Source organism: Streptomyces sp. NPDC096339, assembly GCF_044762985.1.
Lineage (GTDB): Bacteria > Actinomycetota > Actinomycetes > Streptomycetales > Streptomycetaceae > Streptomyces.
In genome coordinates this window covers 30,032-47,100 of record NZ_JBIWFI010000013.1, presented here as the reverse complement: position 1 = coordinate 47,100, position 17,069 = coordinate 30,032, and the positions used below count along the sequence as shown (strand labels likewise).

The 17,069-nt window shown below is 71.9% G+C and carries 13 protein-coding genes, 2 tRNA genes and 1 pseudogene; 9 read left to right on the top strand and 7 right to left on the bottom strand.

From position 1 onward, the window contains the following. Positions 1-7: 7 nt before the first annotated feature. The 5 genes from ACIQ5Y_RS18780 to ACIQ5Y_RS18760 all read left to right on the top strand — a co-directional run bounded on the left by ACIQ5Y_RS18780 (position 8) and on the right by ACIQ5Y_RS18760 (position 5,797). Entirely contained in the window at positions 8-1,702 is a 1,695-nt protein-coding gene (locus tag ACIQ5Y_RS18780; RefSeq protein ID WP_403881145.1) for an AMP-binding protein, read from the top strand. Positions 1,703-2,020: 318 nt separating this feature from the next. Beyond that, positions 2,021-3,679, top strand: a complete 1,659-nt coding sequence (locus ACIQ5Y_RS18775) for an IS200/IS605 family accessory protein TnpB-related protein (RefSeq protein ID WP_403881476.1) — start codon at positions 2,021-2,023, stop codon at positions 3,677-3,679. Positions 3,680-3,759: 80 nt separating this feature from the next. After that, positions 3,760-5,040 (top strand): sensor histidine kinase, encoded by a 1,281-nt coding sequence (locus tag ACIQ5Y_RS18770; RefSeq protein ID WP_403881142.1) that lies wholly within the window; start codon positions 3,760-3,762, stop codon positions 5,038-5,040. Then, positions 5,028-5,678, top strand: a complete 651-nt coding sequence (locus ACIQ5Y_RS18765) for a LuxR C-terminal-related transcriptional regulator (protein ID WP_403881139.1) — start codon at positions 5,028-5,030, stop codon at positions 5,676-5,678. The genes ACIQ5Y_RS18770 and ACIQ5Y_RS18765 overlap by 13 nt, the downstream gene beginning before the upstream one ends. Before the next feature lie 45 nt (positions 5,679-5,723). Beyond that, positions 5,724-5,797 (top strand) — tRNA-Lys (locus ACIQ5Y_RS18760). A 115-nt stretch (positions 5,798-5,912) separates the two neighbouring features. On the opposite strand, the gene ACIQ5Y_RS18755 is transcribed toward ACIQ5Y_RS18760, so the two are convergent. Next, positions 5,913-6,671 (bottom strand): IclR family transcriptional regulator C-terminal domain-containing protein, encoded by a 759-nt coding sequence (locus ACIQ5Y_RS18755; RefSeq protein ID WP_365171569.1) that lies wholly within the window; start codon positions 6,669-6,671, stop codon positions 5,913-5,915. Between the two features lie 228 nt (positions 6,672-6,899). On the opposite strand from ACIQ5Y_RS18755, the gene ACIQ5Y_RS18750 reads away from it, so the two are divergent. Continuing rightward, on the top strand, positions 6,900-8,060 hold the full coding sequence (locus tag ACIQ5Y_RS18750) for an LLM class flavin-dependent oxidoreductase (protein WP_403881136.1): 1,161 nt from the start codon (positions 6,900-6,902) through the stop codon (positions 8,058-8,060). Between the two features lie 254 nt (positions 8,061-8,314). Next, complete coding sequence (locus ACIQ5Y_RS18745; protein WP_403881133.1) at positions 8,315-10,015, top strand: glycosyl hydrolase family 18 protein; 1,701 nt, start codon at positions 8,315-8,317, stop codon at positions 10,013-10,015. An 80-nt stretch (positions 10,016-10,095) separates the two neighbouring features. On the opposite strand, the gene ACIQ5Y_RS18740 is transcribed toward ACIQ5Y_RS18745, so the two are convergent. Together ACIQ5Y_RS18740 and ACIQ5Y_RS18735 are read right to left on the bottom strand one after the other, a co-directional pair. Further along, a complete protein-coding gene (locus ACIQ5Y_RS18740; RefSeq protein WP_403881130.1) occupies positions 10,096-10,677 on the bottom strand; it encodes an ALF repeat-containing protein in 582 nt (193 codons plus the stop codon). 146 nt (positions 10,678-10,823) lie between these two features. Next, positions 10,824-12,743, bottom strand: a complete 1,920-nt coding sequence (locus ACIQ5Y_RS18735; protein WP_403881128.1) for a putative bifunctional diguanylate cyclase/phosphodiesterase — start codon at positions 12,741-12,743, stop codon at positions 10,824-10,826. Between the two features lie 347 nt (positions 12,744-13,090). On the opposite strand from ACIQ5Y_RS18735, the gene ACIQ5Y_RS18730 reads away from it, so the two are divergent. After that, entirely contained in the window at positions 13,091-14,326 is a 1,236-nt protein-coding gene (locus ACIQ5Y_RS18730) for a M6 family metalloprotease domain-containing protein (RefSeq protein WP_403881125.1), read from the top strand. Between the two features lie 82 nt (positions 14,327-14,408). On the opposite strand, the gene ACIQ5Y_RS18725 is transcribed toward ACIQ5Y_RS18730, so the two are convergent. The 4 genes and pseudogenes from ACIQ5Y_RS18725 to ACIQ5Y_RS18710 form a co-directional block, all read right to left on the bottom strand. Further along, positions 14,409-14,482, bottom strand: a tRNA-Lys gene (locus ACIQ5Y_RS18725). Next, positions 14,473-15,055: pseudogene (locus ACIQ5Y_RS18720) on the bottom strand (bifunctional DNA primase/polymerase). The gene ACIQ5Y_RS18725 and the pseudogene ACIQ5Y_RS18720 overlap by 10 nt, the downstream one beginning before the upstream one ends. A gap of 392 nt (positions 15,056-15,447) precedes the next feature. Beyond that, positions 15,448-15,786 carry a hypothetical protein gene (locus tag ACIQ5Y_RS18715; protein WP_403881122.1) on the bottom strand — a complete coding sequence of 113 codons (339 nt, stop codon included), beginning with the start codon at positions 15,784-15,786 and terminating at the stop codon, positions 15,448-15,450. A 91-nt stretch (positions 15,787-15,877) separates the two neighbouring features. Continuing rightward, positions 15,878-16,447 carry an NADPH-dependent FMN reductase gene (locus ACIQ5Y_RS18710; RefSeq protein WP_403881119.1) on the bottom strand — a complete coding sequence of 190 codons (570 nt, stop codon included), beginning with the start codon at positions 16,445-16,447 and terminating at the stop codon, positions 15,878-15,880. A gap of 120 nt (positions 16,448-16,567) precedes the next feature. Between ACIQ5Y_RS18710 and ACIQ5Y_RS18705 the strand changes: the two genes are divergently transcribed. After that, the gene (locus ACIQ5Y_RS18705) at positions 16,568-17,053 is read left to right on the top strand and encodes a MarR family winged helix-turn-helix transcriptional regulator (RefSeq protein ID WP_403881116.1); all 486 of its coding nucleotides are present in this window, start codon (positions 16,568-16,570) and stop codon (positions 17,051-17,053) included. The last annotated feature ends 16 nt before the right edge of the window (positions 17,054-17,069 follow it).

Genomic DNA, 17,069 nt, shown 5'->3' with positions numbered 1-17,069 from the left:
CGGCGGCATGCGGACGACGACTGCACCGGAAACCGTCGCGGAGCTCGTGGCGCGCCAATGGGGTGATCACCGACCCGGGCTGATGTACCAGGACGCCGACGGCGACGCCGAGCGCCACGTCCTCACCCATCACCGGACCGCCCGGGAAGCCGCCGCGCGCGCCGCGCTCCTCGTCGACCTCATGCCCCCGGGGGCCGAGCCGCACATCGGGGTGCTGCTCGACAACACGCCGGAGTTCCCGTTCTGGCTCGGCGCGGCGGCCCTCGCGGGGGCCGCCGTCGCCGGCATCAACCCCACCCGGCGCGGTCCCGAACTGGCCCGCGACATCCTGCACACCGAGTGCCGGATCCTCGTCACCGAGCGGACCCACCTCCCGCTCCTGCGCGGCCTCGACCTGCCCGGCGTACGCATCCTGATCACGGGCACCGAGGAGTACGAGGCCCTCCTCGCCCCCTACGCGGCCGCGAAGCCGGGCGACGCGGCGCTGGCCGCCCCGGCTCCGACCTCCCGCCTCCTCCTGTACTTCACCTCCGGCTCCACCGGCGCCCCCAAGGCGGCCGTCTGTTCCCAGGGCCGGCTGGCGGGCGCCGGGGCCTCGCTGGCCCGGAGCTTCTCGGTCGGCGAGGACGACGTCCACTACGTCTGCATGCCGCTCTTCCACGGCAACGCGGTGATCGCGGACTGGCTCCCGGCACTGGTGGGCGGCGCGGCGGTCGCCCTGCGCCGCCGCTTCTCCGCCTCCGCGTTCCTGGACGACGTACGGGCCTACGGCGCCACGTACTTCACCTACGTCGGGCGCGCGATCCAGTACCTCCTCGCCACCCCGCCCACCCCGGACGACCGCGCGCACACCCTCCGGCTCGGCTTCGGCACCGAGGCCGGCGCGGTGGACGCGGCGCGCTTCGCCGAGCGGTTCGGGGTCCGACTGGTCGAGGGCTACGGGGCCACCGAGGGCGGCGCCTCCGTCCAGCGGACGCCCGACACCCCGCCGGGCGCGCTGGGCCGGGCGGGGGCGGGCGACGACCTCGCGGTGATCGACCCGGAGACGGGCCGCGAATGCCCACCGGCCGTCCTGGACACGGAGGGGCGGCTGGTGAACGGCTCGGAGGCCATCGGTGAACTGGTCAACCGGGGCCGCAGCCTGTTCGAGGGCTACTGGCGCAACCCGGACGCGGAGGCCGCCCGGACGCGGGACGGCTGGTACTGGACGGGTGACCTCTTCTTCCGGGACGCGGAGGGCTTCCTCTACTTCGCGGGCCGTACGGACGACCGCCTGCGCGTCGACAGCGAGAACCTGGCGGCCGCGGTGATCGAGAACATCCTGGCCCGCTGGGCGCCCGCGGCGGCGGTCGCGGTCTACGCCGTCCCGGACGAGGTCGCGGGGGACCAGGTGATGGCGGCGCTCTCCCTCCGGGAGGGCGCCCGCTTCGACCCGGACGCCTTCGCCGCGTTCCTTCTCGCGCAGCCGGACCTGGGCACGAAGATGGCCCCGCGCTATGTGCGCATCATCCCCGAGATGCCGGTCACGGCCACGAACAAGGTCCACCGGGTCTCGCTGCGCCGCGCCGGCTTCCGCTGCGCCCCGGACCCGGTCTGGCACCGCACCCCGACCGGGGCCTACACGCCCCTGGACGAGCCCGCCCTGTCCACGCTCCTGGCCTCGTACACCACCCACAGCCGGGCCGACCTCCTGGACCGCTAGCCCGTCGTGTGCGGCGGCGCTGCCGGGGCTCTGCCCCGGACCCCCAGGGAAGCGGCCCCACGCAGCGGCACCCCGACCCGCCGGACGTCCCCGCACCCCGCACGGTCAGCGGCCAGGGGCCAACGCCCCAGGGAGTTGGAACTGCCGCTTGTTGAGTGGGTGTGAGTGTGTTCTGGCATGTGTGAGCGGGTGTCTCACCGGTGCGGGGCGGATTGGTGGCGAGTGGGAACGCGGGTTCTTGGATCGAATGGGTGACCTTTGCGGGTGGTGGTCGTTGAGCATCGGGGATGGTCTTTTCGGCGGCTGAGGGGGTGCAGGGTGGGCGGGCTACGGGAGTTGTCGGCGCCCTTCGTCGCGCCATGGCCGGCCGGTGTCGCGGTGCGGACCCGGCTGAAGAACCTCACCACGCGCGATGAGGAGGTGCTGTGCCTTGCGGGCACGCACCTCGGGGCCCTGGCATCGCACGATCTCAAGGCGCGCTGTGCCGACGGGCTGGATCACTCCACGGACACCTGGGCGGCCCGTAAGCGGGGACTGACCGCCGTGTCGTCGTCGCGGTGGGCGGGGTCGGTCACCAAGGCGACGCATGACCAGTGGGCGCTGGCCCGGCGCGGCCAGGCGGCGTACATCCAAAACCTGGAAGCCGGGATCCGGACGATCACACACCGCCTGTCGTTCCCGGTAGGGGAGAAGGGCAGCAGGCGCTCTCCGGGCGGTTACCGGAGCAAGCCGGAATGGTTCGCCAAGACCCGGCGCCTGCACGTGCTGAAAGACCGGCTGGCCCGTGCGCGGGCCGACCGCGAGGCCGGGCGGGTCCGGATCGTACGGGGCGGCAAACGCCTCCTGGGCACCCGGCACCACCTCGATGCCGCCCAGCTCACCGAGACCCAGTGGCGCCGCCGGTGGGAAGCCGAACGCTGGTTCCTCCAGGCCGACGGGGAGTCCGGTAAGCGGTTCGGGAACGAGACGATCCGAGTCGCCCCCGACGGCGAGGTGAGCATCAAGCTGCCGGCCCCGCTCGCAGGCCTGGCCAACGCCGGGCGCGGCCGGTACGTCCTGACCTGCCGCGTCGCGTTCGCCCACCGGGGACCGGAGTGGGCCGACCGCGTGGAAGCCAACCGGGCCATCGCCTACCGCATCCACTACGACACGGACCGGGACCGCTGGTACCTGACCGCCTCCTGGCAATACCCGCCGACCAAGACCATCCCGCTCGAAGCCGCCCTCACACACGGAGTGATCGGTGTCGACACCAACGCCGACCACCTCGCCGCCTGGCGCCTTGACCGGCATGGCAATCCCATCGGGCAGCCGCATCGCTTCCACTTCGACCTGCGCGGGTCGGCGAATCACCGGGACGCCCAGGTCCGCCACGCCCTGACCCGGCTGCTGCACTGGGCAAAAGTCTGCGGCGTCGCCGCGATCGCGGTCGAGGACCTGGACTTCGACGCGGAGAAGACCCGTGAGAAGCACGGGGGCAGGAAGCGTTTCCGGCAGTTGATCTCCGGCATGCCCACCGGGAAGCTGCGGGCCCGCCTGACCTCCATGGCCGACCAGACCGGCATCGCGATCGTCGCCGTCGACCCGGCCTACACCAGCAAGTGGGGAGCCCAGCACTGGCAGAAGCCCCTCACCACCACCAACCGCAAGACCAGCCGTCACGATGCGGCGAGCATCGCGATCGGCAGGCGCGCCCAAGGGCACCCGATCCGGCATGGGGTATCCCCTGCTCGAAGAGCTTGGGGAGGGACGGCACCGCCCCACGACGACCAGAGCGATCGTCGTGGGCATCGGACCGTCCAGGCTCGACCGGGCACCCTCGGGCGTGAGGAACCCCGCCCGCGCGTCCCCGGACCACGCACACGATGCGTGTCGCCGGACGCGGAGCGAACGCGGGCGACCAGGACACCCAAAACCGTTCGGGATGTCCGCAGTCAGCAGGAATGGGTCCAAGACTCACTCCTGCTCACTGAGTAGGAACGGTAGGGCTGGGCATACCCCCCGGACACCCCCTGGGCCCATGGGGCGGGCGCCGCCGCGCGGCTAGCCTCGGCCGCATGGATGACGTGCGCAGCACCTGGCAGGCGCTTTCCCTCGGCCGCCGCTACCTTCTCTCCGCCTGGCCCTGGCGCTCCGTGGGCTACCTCGCCGCCGGCGTGCTGACCGGGCTCCCGCTCCTCCTCGGCCTCGTCCTGCTCGCCGCCGCCGGCGCCACGCTCAGCGTCGTGCTGGTCGGGCTGCCGCTCCTCGCCCTGCTCGGCCTCGCCGGCATCCCCGCCGCCACCGTCGAGCGCCGCCGACTCCGCCTCGTCGACACCGAGCCCGCCCCCAGCCCCCACCGCACCCCCGCCGAGCCCGGCCTCGCCGCATGGGCGCGGCTGCGCTACCGCGAACAGGCCACCTGGCGGGAGCTCGGCCACGCCTTCCTGCACGGCTTCCTGCTCTGGTGGGTGGAGCTGGCCGCGCTCGGGTTCTTCATCGGTCTCCCCCTCGCCCTGCTCACGGCCCCGATCCAGCTCGCCCTCGGCGACGGCGAGGCCCGGATCGTCAAACTCTGGCTGATCACCACGTACCCCCAGGCCTTCGCCATCGCCGCCGCCGGGGCCGTCCTCCTTCCCGCGCTCCTCTTCCCGCTCGGATCCTTCGCCGGTGCCCGCGCCGCCCTCACCCGCGCCCTCCTCGCGCCCCGCGAGCGCGAGCTGAAGGGACGCCTCGACGAGGTCACCCGCTCCCGCGCCCGGCTCGTCGACGCCTTCGAGGCCGAGCGCCGTCGCATCGAACGCGATCTCCACGACGGCGCCCAGCAGCGCCTCGTCGCCCTCACGATGAGCCTCGGCATCGCCCGCCTCGACGTGCCGCCCGGCCCGCTTTCCGACCAGCTCGCCGCGGCCCACGCGGAGGCCGGCAAGGTCCTCGCCGAGCTGCGCGAACTGATCCACGGCATCCACCCCCAGGTGCTGACCGACTACGGGCTCACCGGCGCCCTCGCCGACATCGCCGAGCGGTCCGCCGTCCCCGTCGACACCGACGCCATCGACGCCGCCCTGCCCCGGCTCCCGGAGTCCGTGGAGGCCGCCGCCTACTTCGGCGTGTGCGAGGCCCTCGCCAACATCGGCAAGCACAGCGGCGCCGCCCGCGCCGCCGTCTCCGCCCGGCACACCGGCTCCGCGCTGCTGGTCGACGTACGGGACGACGGGCGCGGCGGGGCCGATCCGGCCGCCGGGTCCGGACTGACCGGACTCGCCGACCGGATCGCCGTCCTCGATGGCACACTGACGATCACCAGCCCGCGCGGCGGGCCGACCGTCCTGAGCCTGGAGATCCCTTGCGCGCCTTGAAGATCGTGCTCGCCGAGGACGGCGTCCTGCTGCGCGAAGGACTCGTCGGCCTCCTGACGCGTTTCGGCCACGAGGTGGCCGCCGCCGTCGGGAACGCGGACGAGCTGCGCGCCGCCGTCGCCGCCCACGACCCCGACGTCGTCGTCACGGACGTACGGATGCCTCCCGGCTTCACCGACGAGGGACTGCGCGCCGCCGTCGAGCTGAGGGCGGCCCGCCCGGCCCTGCCGGTGCTGGTGCTCAGCCAGTACGTGCAACGCTCCTACGCCGCCGACCTGCTCGACTCCGGAGACGGCAGCGGCGTCGGCTACCTCCTCAAGGACCGGGTAGGGCAGGTGGAGCAGTTCCTCGACGCGGTGGTCACCGTGGCGGCCGGCGGCACGGTGGTGGACCCCGAGGTCGTACGCCAGCTGCTGCGCCGGCGGCGCGACCCGCTCTCGGCGCTGACCCCGAGGGAACGGGAGGTGCTGGGCCTGGTGGCGGAGGGGAAGTCGAACGGGGCGATAGCCCGGGAGCTGGTGGTCTCCGAGGCGGCCGTGGGCAAACACATCGGGAACATCCTGGGAAAGCTGGATCTGCCGCCCGCGGAGGAGACGCACCGCCGGGTGCTGGCCGTCCTCGCCTACCTGCGGGGGTAGTGGTTTGGAGCACCCCCTGGGACCAGGTAGTATTTTCTTTGTCAGGCGCCGCTAGCTCAGTTGGTTAGAGCAGCTGACTCTTAATCAGCGGGTCCGGGGTTCGAGTCCCTGGCGGCGCACCTGTACTTCGGGCGGTTTCCGGTTCATCACCGGAAACCGCCCGAAGTGTTTTCCACGCCGATCAGGCCGACCACGCCAGCCACGCCGACCGCGCTCACCGCGGCCCGGTGGGCCTCACAGGGTGAGCGACAGCAGCAGCGGTGCGGCTTTCCGGTTCAGGGTGTCCGCCGCGGCGCGCAGCCGGTGCGCGTGTTCCACGGGCATCGACAGGGCCAGGCAGCCCACCGAGGCGCCTGCCGTGATCGGGACCGCCGCGCAGACGGTGCCCACGGCGTACTCCTGGAGGTCGAGCATCGGCACGGTGGCGGGCTGGGCGTCGAGCTTGGAGAAGAGGATCCGCTCGTTCACGATCGTCTTCGACGTGAGCCGGGCGATCTTGTGCCTGGACAGGTGGTCACGCCGCCCGTTCAGGTCGAGCTGCGTCAGCAGGCACTTGCCGACCGCGCTGGCGTGCGCTGCGGAACGGAAGTCGACCCACTCGTGGACCTTGGGCGTGCGCGGGCTGTCGGCGAACTGGGTGATCCTGACCTCGCCGTCCACGTAACGGCTGATGTAGACGGCGGCGCCGACGGAGTCCCGCAGTCGGTCCAAGGTGTCCTGGAGCTTGTCCGTCAGCGCTTGCTGCCGGTCGACGCCGGAGCCGAGCAGGACGAGGGAATCCCCTATGGCGTAGGCGCCGTCGGACACCTGCAGCACGTATCCCTCCCGGCGCAGCATGAGCAGCATCGGGGCGAGATGGACTGCGGGCAGGCCGGTCTCACGCGCGATCTGCACGTCGGTCACACCACCGGTGTGCCGTGCGATCGTTTCGAGTACGCGCAGGGCGTACTGCACCGAGTGGAACGGCGCGGTCGGCTCGGGCTTCAGCGCCACGGTTTCCCCCTACCAGGTTGTTACCGCTTGCTCTACCACGATAGCCATCAAGAGGCCCATGTGGAGCGCCTGTTGAGGAGATTGATGGCTCAATCGCACCGTCTCGCCTGTGGCTACTCCTCTGGCATATGCCAAGGTCATGAGCGCCGCCCTTGGTGCCGGGAATGCCCGGTCGCCGCCGATGGTTCGAACTCCTCGTACGGACGTGGGCACGGGACGGGAGTGACGATGAGCGACACCGGGGACGCGCGGCGGCGGGACGGCGCGGACGGCGCGGGCGGTACGGGCGATGGGGGCGGCGCCGGCGGAGCGGGCGGCGCGATCCGGGGCACCGCCCTGGGCCGGGCACCCGTACCGCTCTCCGTGCTGGACCTCGTCACCGTCGGGGCCGGCCGCACCGCCCACGAGGCGCTGCGCACCAGCGTGGCCATCTCCCGGCTCGCCGAGTCCCGCGGGTACCACCGCCACTGGGTCGCAGAGCACCACTCCATGCCCGGGGTCGCCAGTTCCTCCCCGGCCGTGATCCTGGCCCACCTGGCCGCGCACACCTCCCGGATCCGCCTGGGTTCGGGCGGGGTCATGCTGCCCAACCACGCCCCGCTCGCCGTCGCCGAGCAGTTCGGCACCCTGGAGGCGCTCGCCCCGGGCCGGATCGACCTCGGGCTCGGCCGGGCCCCGGGCACCGACGGCCGCACGGCCGCCGCGCTGCGCGGGCCCGGCCGGCTCGACGAGGCCGCGGACGAGTTCCCGCGGCGGCTCGCGGAGCTGACCCGCTTCCTCGACGACGACTTCCCGGACGGGCACCCGTACGCCCGCGTGCACGCCGTACCGGGGCCCGTGCAGGGGTCGACCGGGCGGCCGCCGCTGTGGCTGCTCGGCTCCTCCGGCTTCAGTGCCCGGCTCGCCGGGGAGCTCGGCCTGCCCTTCGCGTACGCCCACCACTTCTCGGCGGCCGGCACCCTGCCCGCGCTCGATCTCTACCGGCAGAGCTTCCGCCCCTCGGCCGTACTGGACGCCCCGTACGCCGTCATCGGCGTCTCGGCGCTCGCCGCCGACACCGGCGCGGAGGCCCGCGCCCAGGTGCTGACGGGCGCGCTGTCGATGCTGCGGCTGCGCAGCGGGCGGCCGGGGCTGATCCCGACGCCCGAGGAGGCGGCGGCGTACGCGTTCACCCCGCTGGAGCGGGAGTTCGTGGACGGCTGGCTGGCGAACGTGGTCCACGGCACCGCCGAGGAGGTCCGGGACGGTCTCGACGGCCTGGCGAAGCGCACGGGCGCGGACGAGCTGATGCTGACCGCCAACGCCCATGGCGGGGAGGCCCGGTTGCGCTCGTACGAGCTCGTCGCAGATGCGTACGGGATGGAGCCGCAGGGTCCTGCCGCTGGTTGACCGCATGGGAACGGAGTTCGGCTGGTTTGTTGCCGAAACCTTGCGGGGCGGTGCCTGAAGAGAGCCTTAAACCGCTCGTCACCCGGGGTGGCGAGCGGTTTTTGACGTGCTCTCAGGTCTCTGACGAGGGGATTTGCGCGGAGAGTGGTCTAGTCCTTCTTTGGTCCAAACCATTGACGCGGACGCGAGCCGATCGCTATCACTTCTCCCACCCGATCCACTGCGTTCCCCTCCCACCCCCACGGAGCGAGTTCATGCACATCCGTAAACCCCTCGTCGCGGCCGCCGCCACGGTCGCGCTGGCCGCCGGATCGCTGGCGGCCTTCGCGGGACTCGGCGGCGCCGCCCAGGCCGCCGATGCCGCCACCACCGCGAGCAGCGGTGGCGTGAAGATCGCCTACTACGACCAGTGGAGCGTGTACGGGAACGCCTTCTATCCCAAGCACCTCGACACGCGTGGCATAGCGGGCAAGCTGGACGTCATCAACTACTCCTTCGGGAACATCCACCCCACCAACCTCACCTGTTTCGAGGCGAACAAGGCGGCGGGCGACGACAACAACCCCAACGCCGGTGACGGCGCGGGCGACTCGTACGCCGACTACCAGAAGTCCTTCAGCGCCGCGGACAGCGTCAGCGGGGTCGCCGACAAGTGGGACCAGCCGATCGTCGGCGTCTTCAACCAGTTCAAGCAGCTGAAGGCCAAGTACCCCCACCTGAAGATCAACATCTCGCTCGGCGGTTGGACGTACTCGAAGTACTTCAGCGACGCGGCCAAGACCGACGCCTCCCGCAAGAAGCTCGTCTCCTCCTGCATCGACCAGTACATCAAGGGCAACCTGCCGGTCGAGGGTGGTTACGGCGGCGCCGGCAGCGCGGCCGGGATCTTCGACGGCATCGACATCGACTGGGAGTACCCGGGCTCGTCGGGCGGCCACCTCGGCAACCACTACGCCCCCGAGGACAAGCAGAACTTCACCCTCCTGCTCAAGGAGTTCCGCGAGCAGCTCGACGCCTACGGCGCGGCCAACGGCGGCAAGAAGTACCTCCTGACCTCGGCCCTCCCGGCCGGCCAGGACAAGATCAAGTACATCGAGACGGACAAGATCGGCGCGTACCTCGACTACGCGAACATCATGACCTACGACATGCACGGCGCCTGGGACGGCGACGGGCCGACGTACCACCAGTCCCCGCTCCAGCCCTCGGCGGCCGACCCCACCGACCCGATCGCCCCGGGCACCGAGAAGTACAGCATCGACAACGCCATCGACTCCTGGATCGACGGCAACCCGGCCTACGGCATCACGGGCGGCTTCCCCGCCAACAAGCTGACCCTGGGCTACGAGTTCTACTACCGCGGCTGGAAGGGCGTCGCGCCCGGCACCACCAACGGCCTCGCCCAGCCGGCCACCCAGGCCTCCGGTGCCCGGCCGACCAGCCAGCAGGCCGGCATCGCGATGTACAAGGAGCTCGGCGGGATCGTCGACAACCCGGCGGCCACCTTCTGGGACGACCAGGCCAAGGCCTCGTACTTCTACAAGGACGGCGAGTTCTTCACCGGCCTCAACCAGAAGTCCATCCAGGCCCGGGTCGACTACGGCAAGCAGCGCGGCCTGGCCGGAGCGATGATGTACTCCCTGCTCGGCCTGGACAACAACACCACGCTGCTGAACCAGATCTCGGACGCCCTCGGCGGAGCCACGCAGCCGCCGGTCACCACCCCGCCGACGACCACTCCGCCCACCACGACCCCGCCGACCACCACGCCCCCGACCACCACGCCGCCCACCGGCTGCGGGTCGACCCCGGCGTACGTCGCCGGCACGGTCTACACGGGCGGCCAGGAGGTCTCGTACAACGGCCGCAAGTACAAGGCCCAGTGGTGGACGCAGAACGAGACGCCGGGCACCACCGGTGAATGGGGTGTCTGGAAGGACCTCGGCGCCTGCTGATCGCCCCCCACCCCGCGCCGAGCGCCGACCGCCCCCGTCCTCTTCACGAGGCCGGGGGCGGTCGTGCGCGGGCGGTCCGGTCAGACCTGGTACTGGCCGACCGTCACGAAGTGGCGGAGCTCCTCCGGGGTGCCGTCCATGGCCTTGTTGGCCGCGGCGCGCAGGGCGTCGCTGATGCCCGGGCGGGCCAGGATGCGCGCGACGGTGACGCGGTCGTCCTCGGCCTGGGCGAGCCGGAGGCCCGTCTTCCGGAAGGCGGCCCGGTCGGCGGCGGTGCCGCTCAGGGCCTTGTTCGCCTCGCGGGTCACCCCCCTGCCCGGCTTGCCCGCGAGGATCCGGAGGATGGCGACCTTGTTGTCTTCGTCCTGGGCGACGGCGAGGCCGGTGGTCAGGAAGGCGACCCGGTCGGCCGGGGTGCCCGACAGGGCCGTGTTGGCCTCGCGCCGCACCGCCTTGCCGCAGTTGGGGTCGGTCAGCAGCTTGATGATGGCGAAGGCGTTGTCCGAGTCCTTGGTGCCCACCTTGGCCGTGGTCCCGCAGTACGGGGCGGTGACCGTGCCGGTGGCCGGGGCCGCGGTGGCGGCGAAGGACGGGGTGGAGAGCAGCAGTGCCGGAGCGAGTGCGGCGGAGGCCAGGACGAGCGCGGCGCGGGTCGGGTTCATGGTTCCCCCTTGGTCGAAGAGTCGTGAAGACATTCGCTGTTCGATTACCTGAGCGAATGAATCCTTTTCACCCTAAGTCGGTTGTCCCGCGATGACTGATGGATTCCGTTTCGTTTTGTTTTGTTACAGGAGGGGCTGGAGGCGCGTCAGACCAGGGGGTGCGGGGCGGGCCCGTCCTGTTCTGTGGAAGCGGAAGCGGAGGCGGTGGCCGAGGTGGTGGCGGAGGCCGTGGCCGCCGCCTCGGCGGCCTGGCGGCCGATCATGCGGGCGATGGCGTCCGGCGGGACCGCACGCGAGTACAGCCAACCCTGGCCCGTGTCGCAGCCGACGCGCCGCAGCCGGGCCGCCTGGCCGGCGGTCTCCACGCACTCCGCGGTGACGGTGAGGCCGAGCCGGTGCGCGAGCTGCACCAGGGCCTCGACGATGGTCTCGTCGGCCGGGTTCGGGTGGGTGCCCTCCTCGTAGCGGAAACCGCGGACGAAGGAGCCGTCCAGCTTCAGGACCGAGACCGGCAGCCGGCTGAGGTAGGCGAGGTTCGAGTAGCCGGTGCCGAAGTCGTCGATGGCGATGCGGACGCCCATGTCGCTGAGGGCCTGGAGCGCCTGGAGCGGACGCCCCGCCGAGCCCATCACCGCCGACTCGGTCAGCTCCAACTGGAGCAGCTGCGGCGCCAGGCCCGTCTCGGCGAGGATCTCCGCGACGTCGCCCACCAGGTCTGAGTCCCACACCTGGCGCACCGCGACGTTGACCGAGACGAAGACCGGTGCGTCGCTGGGCTGCTCGATCTGCCAGCGCCGCGCCTGCCGGCAGGCCGTGCGCAGCACCCACCGGCCCAACTGGACGATGGATCCGTCCTCTTCGGCGATCCCGATGAACCGATTCGGCGTCAACGTGCCGAACTGCGGGTGGTTCCAGCGCACCAGGGCCTCGACGCCCCGCACCGCCCCGCTCTCCAGGTCCACCAGCGGCTGGTACTCCAGCGCGAACTCCCCGCGCTCCACCGCCGGCCGCAGGGTGGAGGAGAGCGCCTGCCGCGTCATGCGGTGCGCGTTGCGCTCAGGGTCGAAGAGGGTCCAGCGGGCCTTGCCGTCCGCCTTGGCCCAGTACAGGGTCGTGTCGGCGGCCTGCATCAGGCAGGTCGCCGAGGTCCCGGCCGTGGCCCGCTCCACCACCCCGATGGAAGCGGAGACCGAAAGGCGCTGCCCGGCCAGGTCGAACGGCTCCTGTACGGCGGCCAGTACGCTCCGCGCCAGCTCGGCGAGCTGCTCGGTGCCGGTGGAGTCCTCCACGAGCAGGGCGAACTCGTCGCCGCCGAGCCGCGCCACGAGGTGGCCGCCCGTGCGCCCGTATCCGGACTGGTCGGCGCACTGGGTCAGCCGGGTGGCGACGGCGGTCAGCAGCCGGTCGCCGACGCGGTGGCCGAGGGTGTCGTTGACGGCCTTGAAGCCGTCGAGGTCCAGGTAGCAGAGCCCGATCCGGCCGGTGCCGCCTCCGTACTCGTACGAGGAGGCCTCCAGGGCGTGGGAGAGCCGTTCGAAGAACAGCGCCCGGTTGGGCAGCCGGGTGACGGGGTCGTGCATCTGGAGGTGGCGCAGCCGGGCCTGGAGGTCGCGCCGGTCGCTGATGTCGGCGACGGACAGCAGGACGTCGCCGGTGCCGGGTACGGGGCCGAGCGTGACCTCGGTCCACATCGAGTGCCCGTCGGGGTGCTTGAGGCGCCGGGTGCAGCGCAGCCGGGCCTGCCGCCCGCGGAGCACCTCCTGGTACGCGGCCCAGGTGCGGGCCTCCGCGGCCAGGTCGACCAGGTCGGCGGCGCACCGTTGGGCGAGTTCGTGCGGCTCGGCGCCGAGCAGGCCGGCGAAGGCCTGGTTGGCGGTGACGACGTAGCCGTCGCGGTCGACGACGGCCATGGGCAGGTGGGCCGCGTTGAAGGCGGCCCGGTAGTCGCGCCGTTCGGCCTCGGCGCGGGGCGGGCTCGCCGTCGCCGACACGGCCGGGTGACGCTCCGTGACGGCCGAGCGGATGCTGTCGGCCGCCGAACCGGTTCCTTCTGGGGTTCCGCTCACCGTTGGCTCCCGCAGTGCGTGTGGGTGTCCGTGCAGGAAAGTGTGCCGATCATAGAGGCAGCCGGGAGGCCCTATCCAGCGGCGTCGCCGTGCGGAGGGCGGTGGTTCGGTGTGATGACGAAGTGTTGGCCAAAGGCCGGGCGATCGTTTCTGCGCGGCTGTGAGCGTGCGGAGGCCCCTGCTGATCTCGTGTGATCGGTCGTGACGTTCTGTAGGTGGCGGCGTGAAGTCCGGGGGTCACCGACTTGCCGTACCGCTCACTCTTGTGGGGCAGCGGAACGAGGCATTAGTAAGACAATCGCCTCAAGGTGGGACGAGAGGGTAGGAATCCACCACCGGAGGTCGATGTGCCGCGACAGCAGACACCCGGGGGAGTGGACCGCTCCCGCCTCCGCAGTGCGGCTGCCGCGCTCACCTCGCTGTCGGCACTCGCCGCCATGTCGCTCGTCGCGGGCCCCGCGGTCGCCGACTCCGGGGCCGGCCCGTGCGCGCTGACCCGTACCGCGGCCCACCACTCCCTCGGCCTGGACTCGTGGAACGGCGCCTACCCCAAGCCCGAGCGCACCCTCAACGCGGTGATGGTCTTCCTCTCGTTCCCCGACCACCGCGCGGCCCTGACGCCCTCGCAGATCACGGCCGACTACTTCCCGGCCACCAGCGATTTCTTCGAGCAGGCCTCGTACGGCCGCTTCCACCTGGTCCCGCACCCGCAGAAGAGCTGGATCCGGATGCCGAAACCGTCTACCGCGTACGGGATAAGGCGCGACTGGGCCCCCGAGGACCGGGCGGCCTACCTGCGCGACGCGGTCGCCGTCGCCGACGCCGAGGTGGACTTCTCCAAGTACGACGTCGTCTACTTCGTCGCCGACCCGGAGGCGCCCGGCGTGGACTCCGACGCCACGAAGGTCGTCAACTTCGAGCAGCCGATCGTCGCGGACGGCGCGGAGCTGCGGCGGATCGTCACCGTCTTCGAACGCCACCCGCCCGACCGCAACGTACTGGCGCACGAGACCGGCCACGTCTTCGACCTGCCCGACCTCTACCACCGGCCCACGGACGGCAAGGGCGACTGGGACACGTACGTCGGCGACTGGGACGTCATGGGCAGCCAGTTCGGCATGGCCCCCGACCTCTTCGCCTGGCACAAGTGGAAGCTGGGCTGGCTGGACGCCTCCCAGGTGGACTGCGTGCAGTCGGGCTCCTCGCTGCACACCCTGCAACCGCTGTCCCAGATCCCGCCGGGCGGGAGCACGGGCGGGACCCGGCTCGCGGTGATCCGTACGGGCCCCGGCAGCGCGATCGCCGTCGAGGCGCGGGGCTCCGCCGGCAACGACGGGAACACCTGCACGGAAGGCGTCCTCGTCTACCGGGTGCGCAACGAGGCGGCGTCGGGCGGCGGCCCGATCGAAGTGCTGGACGGGCATCCGCGAACGGAGGCCTGCTGGGAGCACTCGGTGTACCCACCGCTCGCCGACGCCCCGCTGGAGGTGGGCGAGTCGTACACCGTGCCGGGGGAGCGGATCAGGATCGAGGTCGCGGACCGCACGCCGTCGGGCGCGTACACGGTGAAGATCACCACCTGAGCGACCGCCCGAACGGCCACCCGCACGGCCACGCGAACGAAGAAGGCCCCCACTCCGAGGAGTGGGGGCCTTCTTCCGTCTGTGCGCCGCCAGGGACTCGAACCCCGGACCCGCTGATTAAGAGTCAGCTGCTCTAACCAACTGAGCTAGCGGCGCTTGCTGACGTCGTAGACATTACCAGGAGGTTCCGCGGAACTAAAAATCGATATCCGCAGCTCGGGCGGCGCGGACGAAAGCCCACAGCAGGGCGTCGGGTCCGGGCAGCCAGGGAGTACGGGAATCGGGGGCCACCAGCCAGCGCGAAGGACCGGCCGCGGTGGCCAGCGGGGGCACGGTGACGGCGTCGCCCCGCCCGTGGCAGAGCGGCGCCGGGACGGTGCGCGAACCTCCCCACTCCTCCCACGCCAGCAGCGCGGGCAGCCGGTGGGCGGTGCCGGGCGAGGCGAACAGCAGCATCCGCCCCCGGTGCACGGCGACCGGCCCGCAGCCGGGCCCCTCGGCCCAGAGCAGGTCCAGGATCCGGCGCCCGACCACGAGCGGCACGTTGACGACGTCGAAGGCCACCCCGCACGGCAGCGCGGCGGGCGACGCGGGCCGCGCCTGCCACGCCGCGAGGGTCAGCCCCGGATGCGCACTGGCGGAGGCGAGCCAGTGCGCGCCCTGCGGGGTGACGTGGGTGGCGGGCGCGGTACGTACGTCCACTTCGAGTGCGGGGCAGCCGGGAGTCATGACGCCAGGTCTACCCGGTGTGATGTTCCGCTCTCCGGGAGTTACCGGAAACGGGGACGGGGCGGGGGGTGCGGGTGTATGTTGCGCCCCGCATATGCCAGTCCGCTGCCGGTCCGCTGCGCTCGGCCGGCGGCGTTCGGGGTCGGCCGCGGCGCCGCTGCCGGGGCTCGGACCCGGACCCCGCGCCTCAAGCTCCCCCTGCTGCCGCTGGGGGGTGCCCCCCTGGCGGGGCTGGAGTCGGCCGGTGGCGACCTGGAGGCGCGCGCGGCGCGGACGTGCACCGCTGCGGCCGGATTGCCGCGCAGCGGCGCGGTCCAGCCCCTCCGGCGTTTGAGGCGCGGGGTCCGGGGCGGCGTCCCAGGAGGCCCCGCGCGGCGGTTCGGCCCGGAGCGCTACGGGGTCTCGGGGCGCTGCAGCGACTCGCCGAATTCGATCATCTTGCGGGCGTAGTCCTCGGTCCACTCCGCCCGCTCGGCGATGGCCGCCGGGGACATCCGGTCGAACCGCCGGGGGTCCGCCAGCTGCGCCGCGGCCACCGCCTGGAACTCCACCGCGCGCTCCTGCGCGGCCCGGAACGCCAGAGTCAGCTCCGTCGCACGGGCGAGCAGCTCCCGAGGGTCCTCTATCGACTCCAGGTCGAAGAAGTGCTCCGGATCCGCCACGACCTCGGACGGTTCGAAGAGCAGCGGCGCGGGCCGCAGCCTCCGCTCGGTCCGCTCTGGCTCTGCCATGCGTGTCCTCCTGCTGCGCGTGCGAATGCTTTCCGGGCCACCGTCCATTGTCCAACGCCCCGCAAGGGCGCACGGAGGGGCCGCGCGCCGGTCAGGCCGACACGGCCTCGGCAGCCCGCTGCGCGGCCAGCAGCGCCACGTCGTCGAGTACGCCGGTCAGCTCGTCCGCGAGCCCCTCGGGAGCCTGGAACCCGTCCGGCCCGACCAGCTTCGGGATGCCCGGGACCGCCACGGAGCGCTCGGCGGGCACCATGCCCAGCTGGGTGAGCACCGGCAGCAGCATCTGGGCGGCCGGGACGCCGCCCGTGGGGCCCGCGCTGTAGCTGACGATGCCTACCGGCTTGCCCTTCCACTCGTTGTAGAGGAAGTCGATGGCGTTCTTGAAGGGGGCGGTGAAGCCGCCGTTGTACATCGGCAGCACGAAGAGCAGGGCGTCCGCCGAGTCGATCAGCGCGCTCCAGTCCTTGGTGTGCTGGTGGGTGTAGACGCCGCTGGAGGCGTACTCGGGCTCGTCCAGGAAGGGCAGTGCGATCTCGGCGAGGTCGACGGGGGTGACCTCGAAGTCGCCGCGGCTGCGGGCCTGCTCGGCGACCCACTGGGCGAGCGGGCGGCCGGAGGAGGTGGGGCGGGTGGCTGCGGAGATGACGTGCAGGCGGGTCACGGTGTGGAACTCCCGATCGGTCGGCGCCGTTGTTTGTTGACGTGTCACCTATAAAACCCGGAGATGGGTGATGTGTCAACCAGGTAGATGATGTGTCATCGATCTGGCTAGAGTGCGGACATGACCCCCGCATCCGAGCCGCCGCGCTGGCTCACGGAGCCCGAGCAGGACGCCTGGTACGCCTGGCGTCGGATGTTCCCGCTGGTCAACGCGGAGATCGCGCGCGATCTCAGCCAGGACAGCGCCCTTTCCGAGGCGGACTACGACGTCCTGTCCGTGCTCGGTTCCACGGACGGCCACCGGATGAGGATCAGCAAACTGGCCGAAATGATGCACTGGTCGCGCAGCAGGCTGTCGCACCAGCTCACCCGGATGGAGCAGCGCGGCATCGTCCGCCGCGAGGACGTGGCCGCCGACGGCCGGGGCGCGGAGGTGGTCCTCACCGCGGCCGGCGTCGAGACGATCACCACGGCCGCCCCGCTCCACGTCGCATCGGTGCGCCGCCACCTGATCGACATCCTGACCCCGGAACAGCTCGGCGTCCTCGCCGAGGTCGGCGAGACCCTCCGCATCCGCCTCGGCGCCGAACGCAAGACGCCCCGGTAGCGGGTCCGGCAGTCGC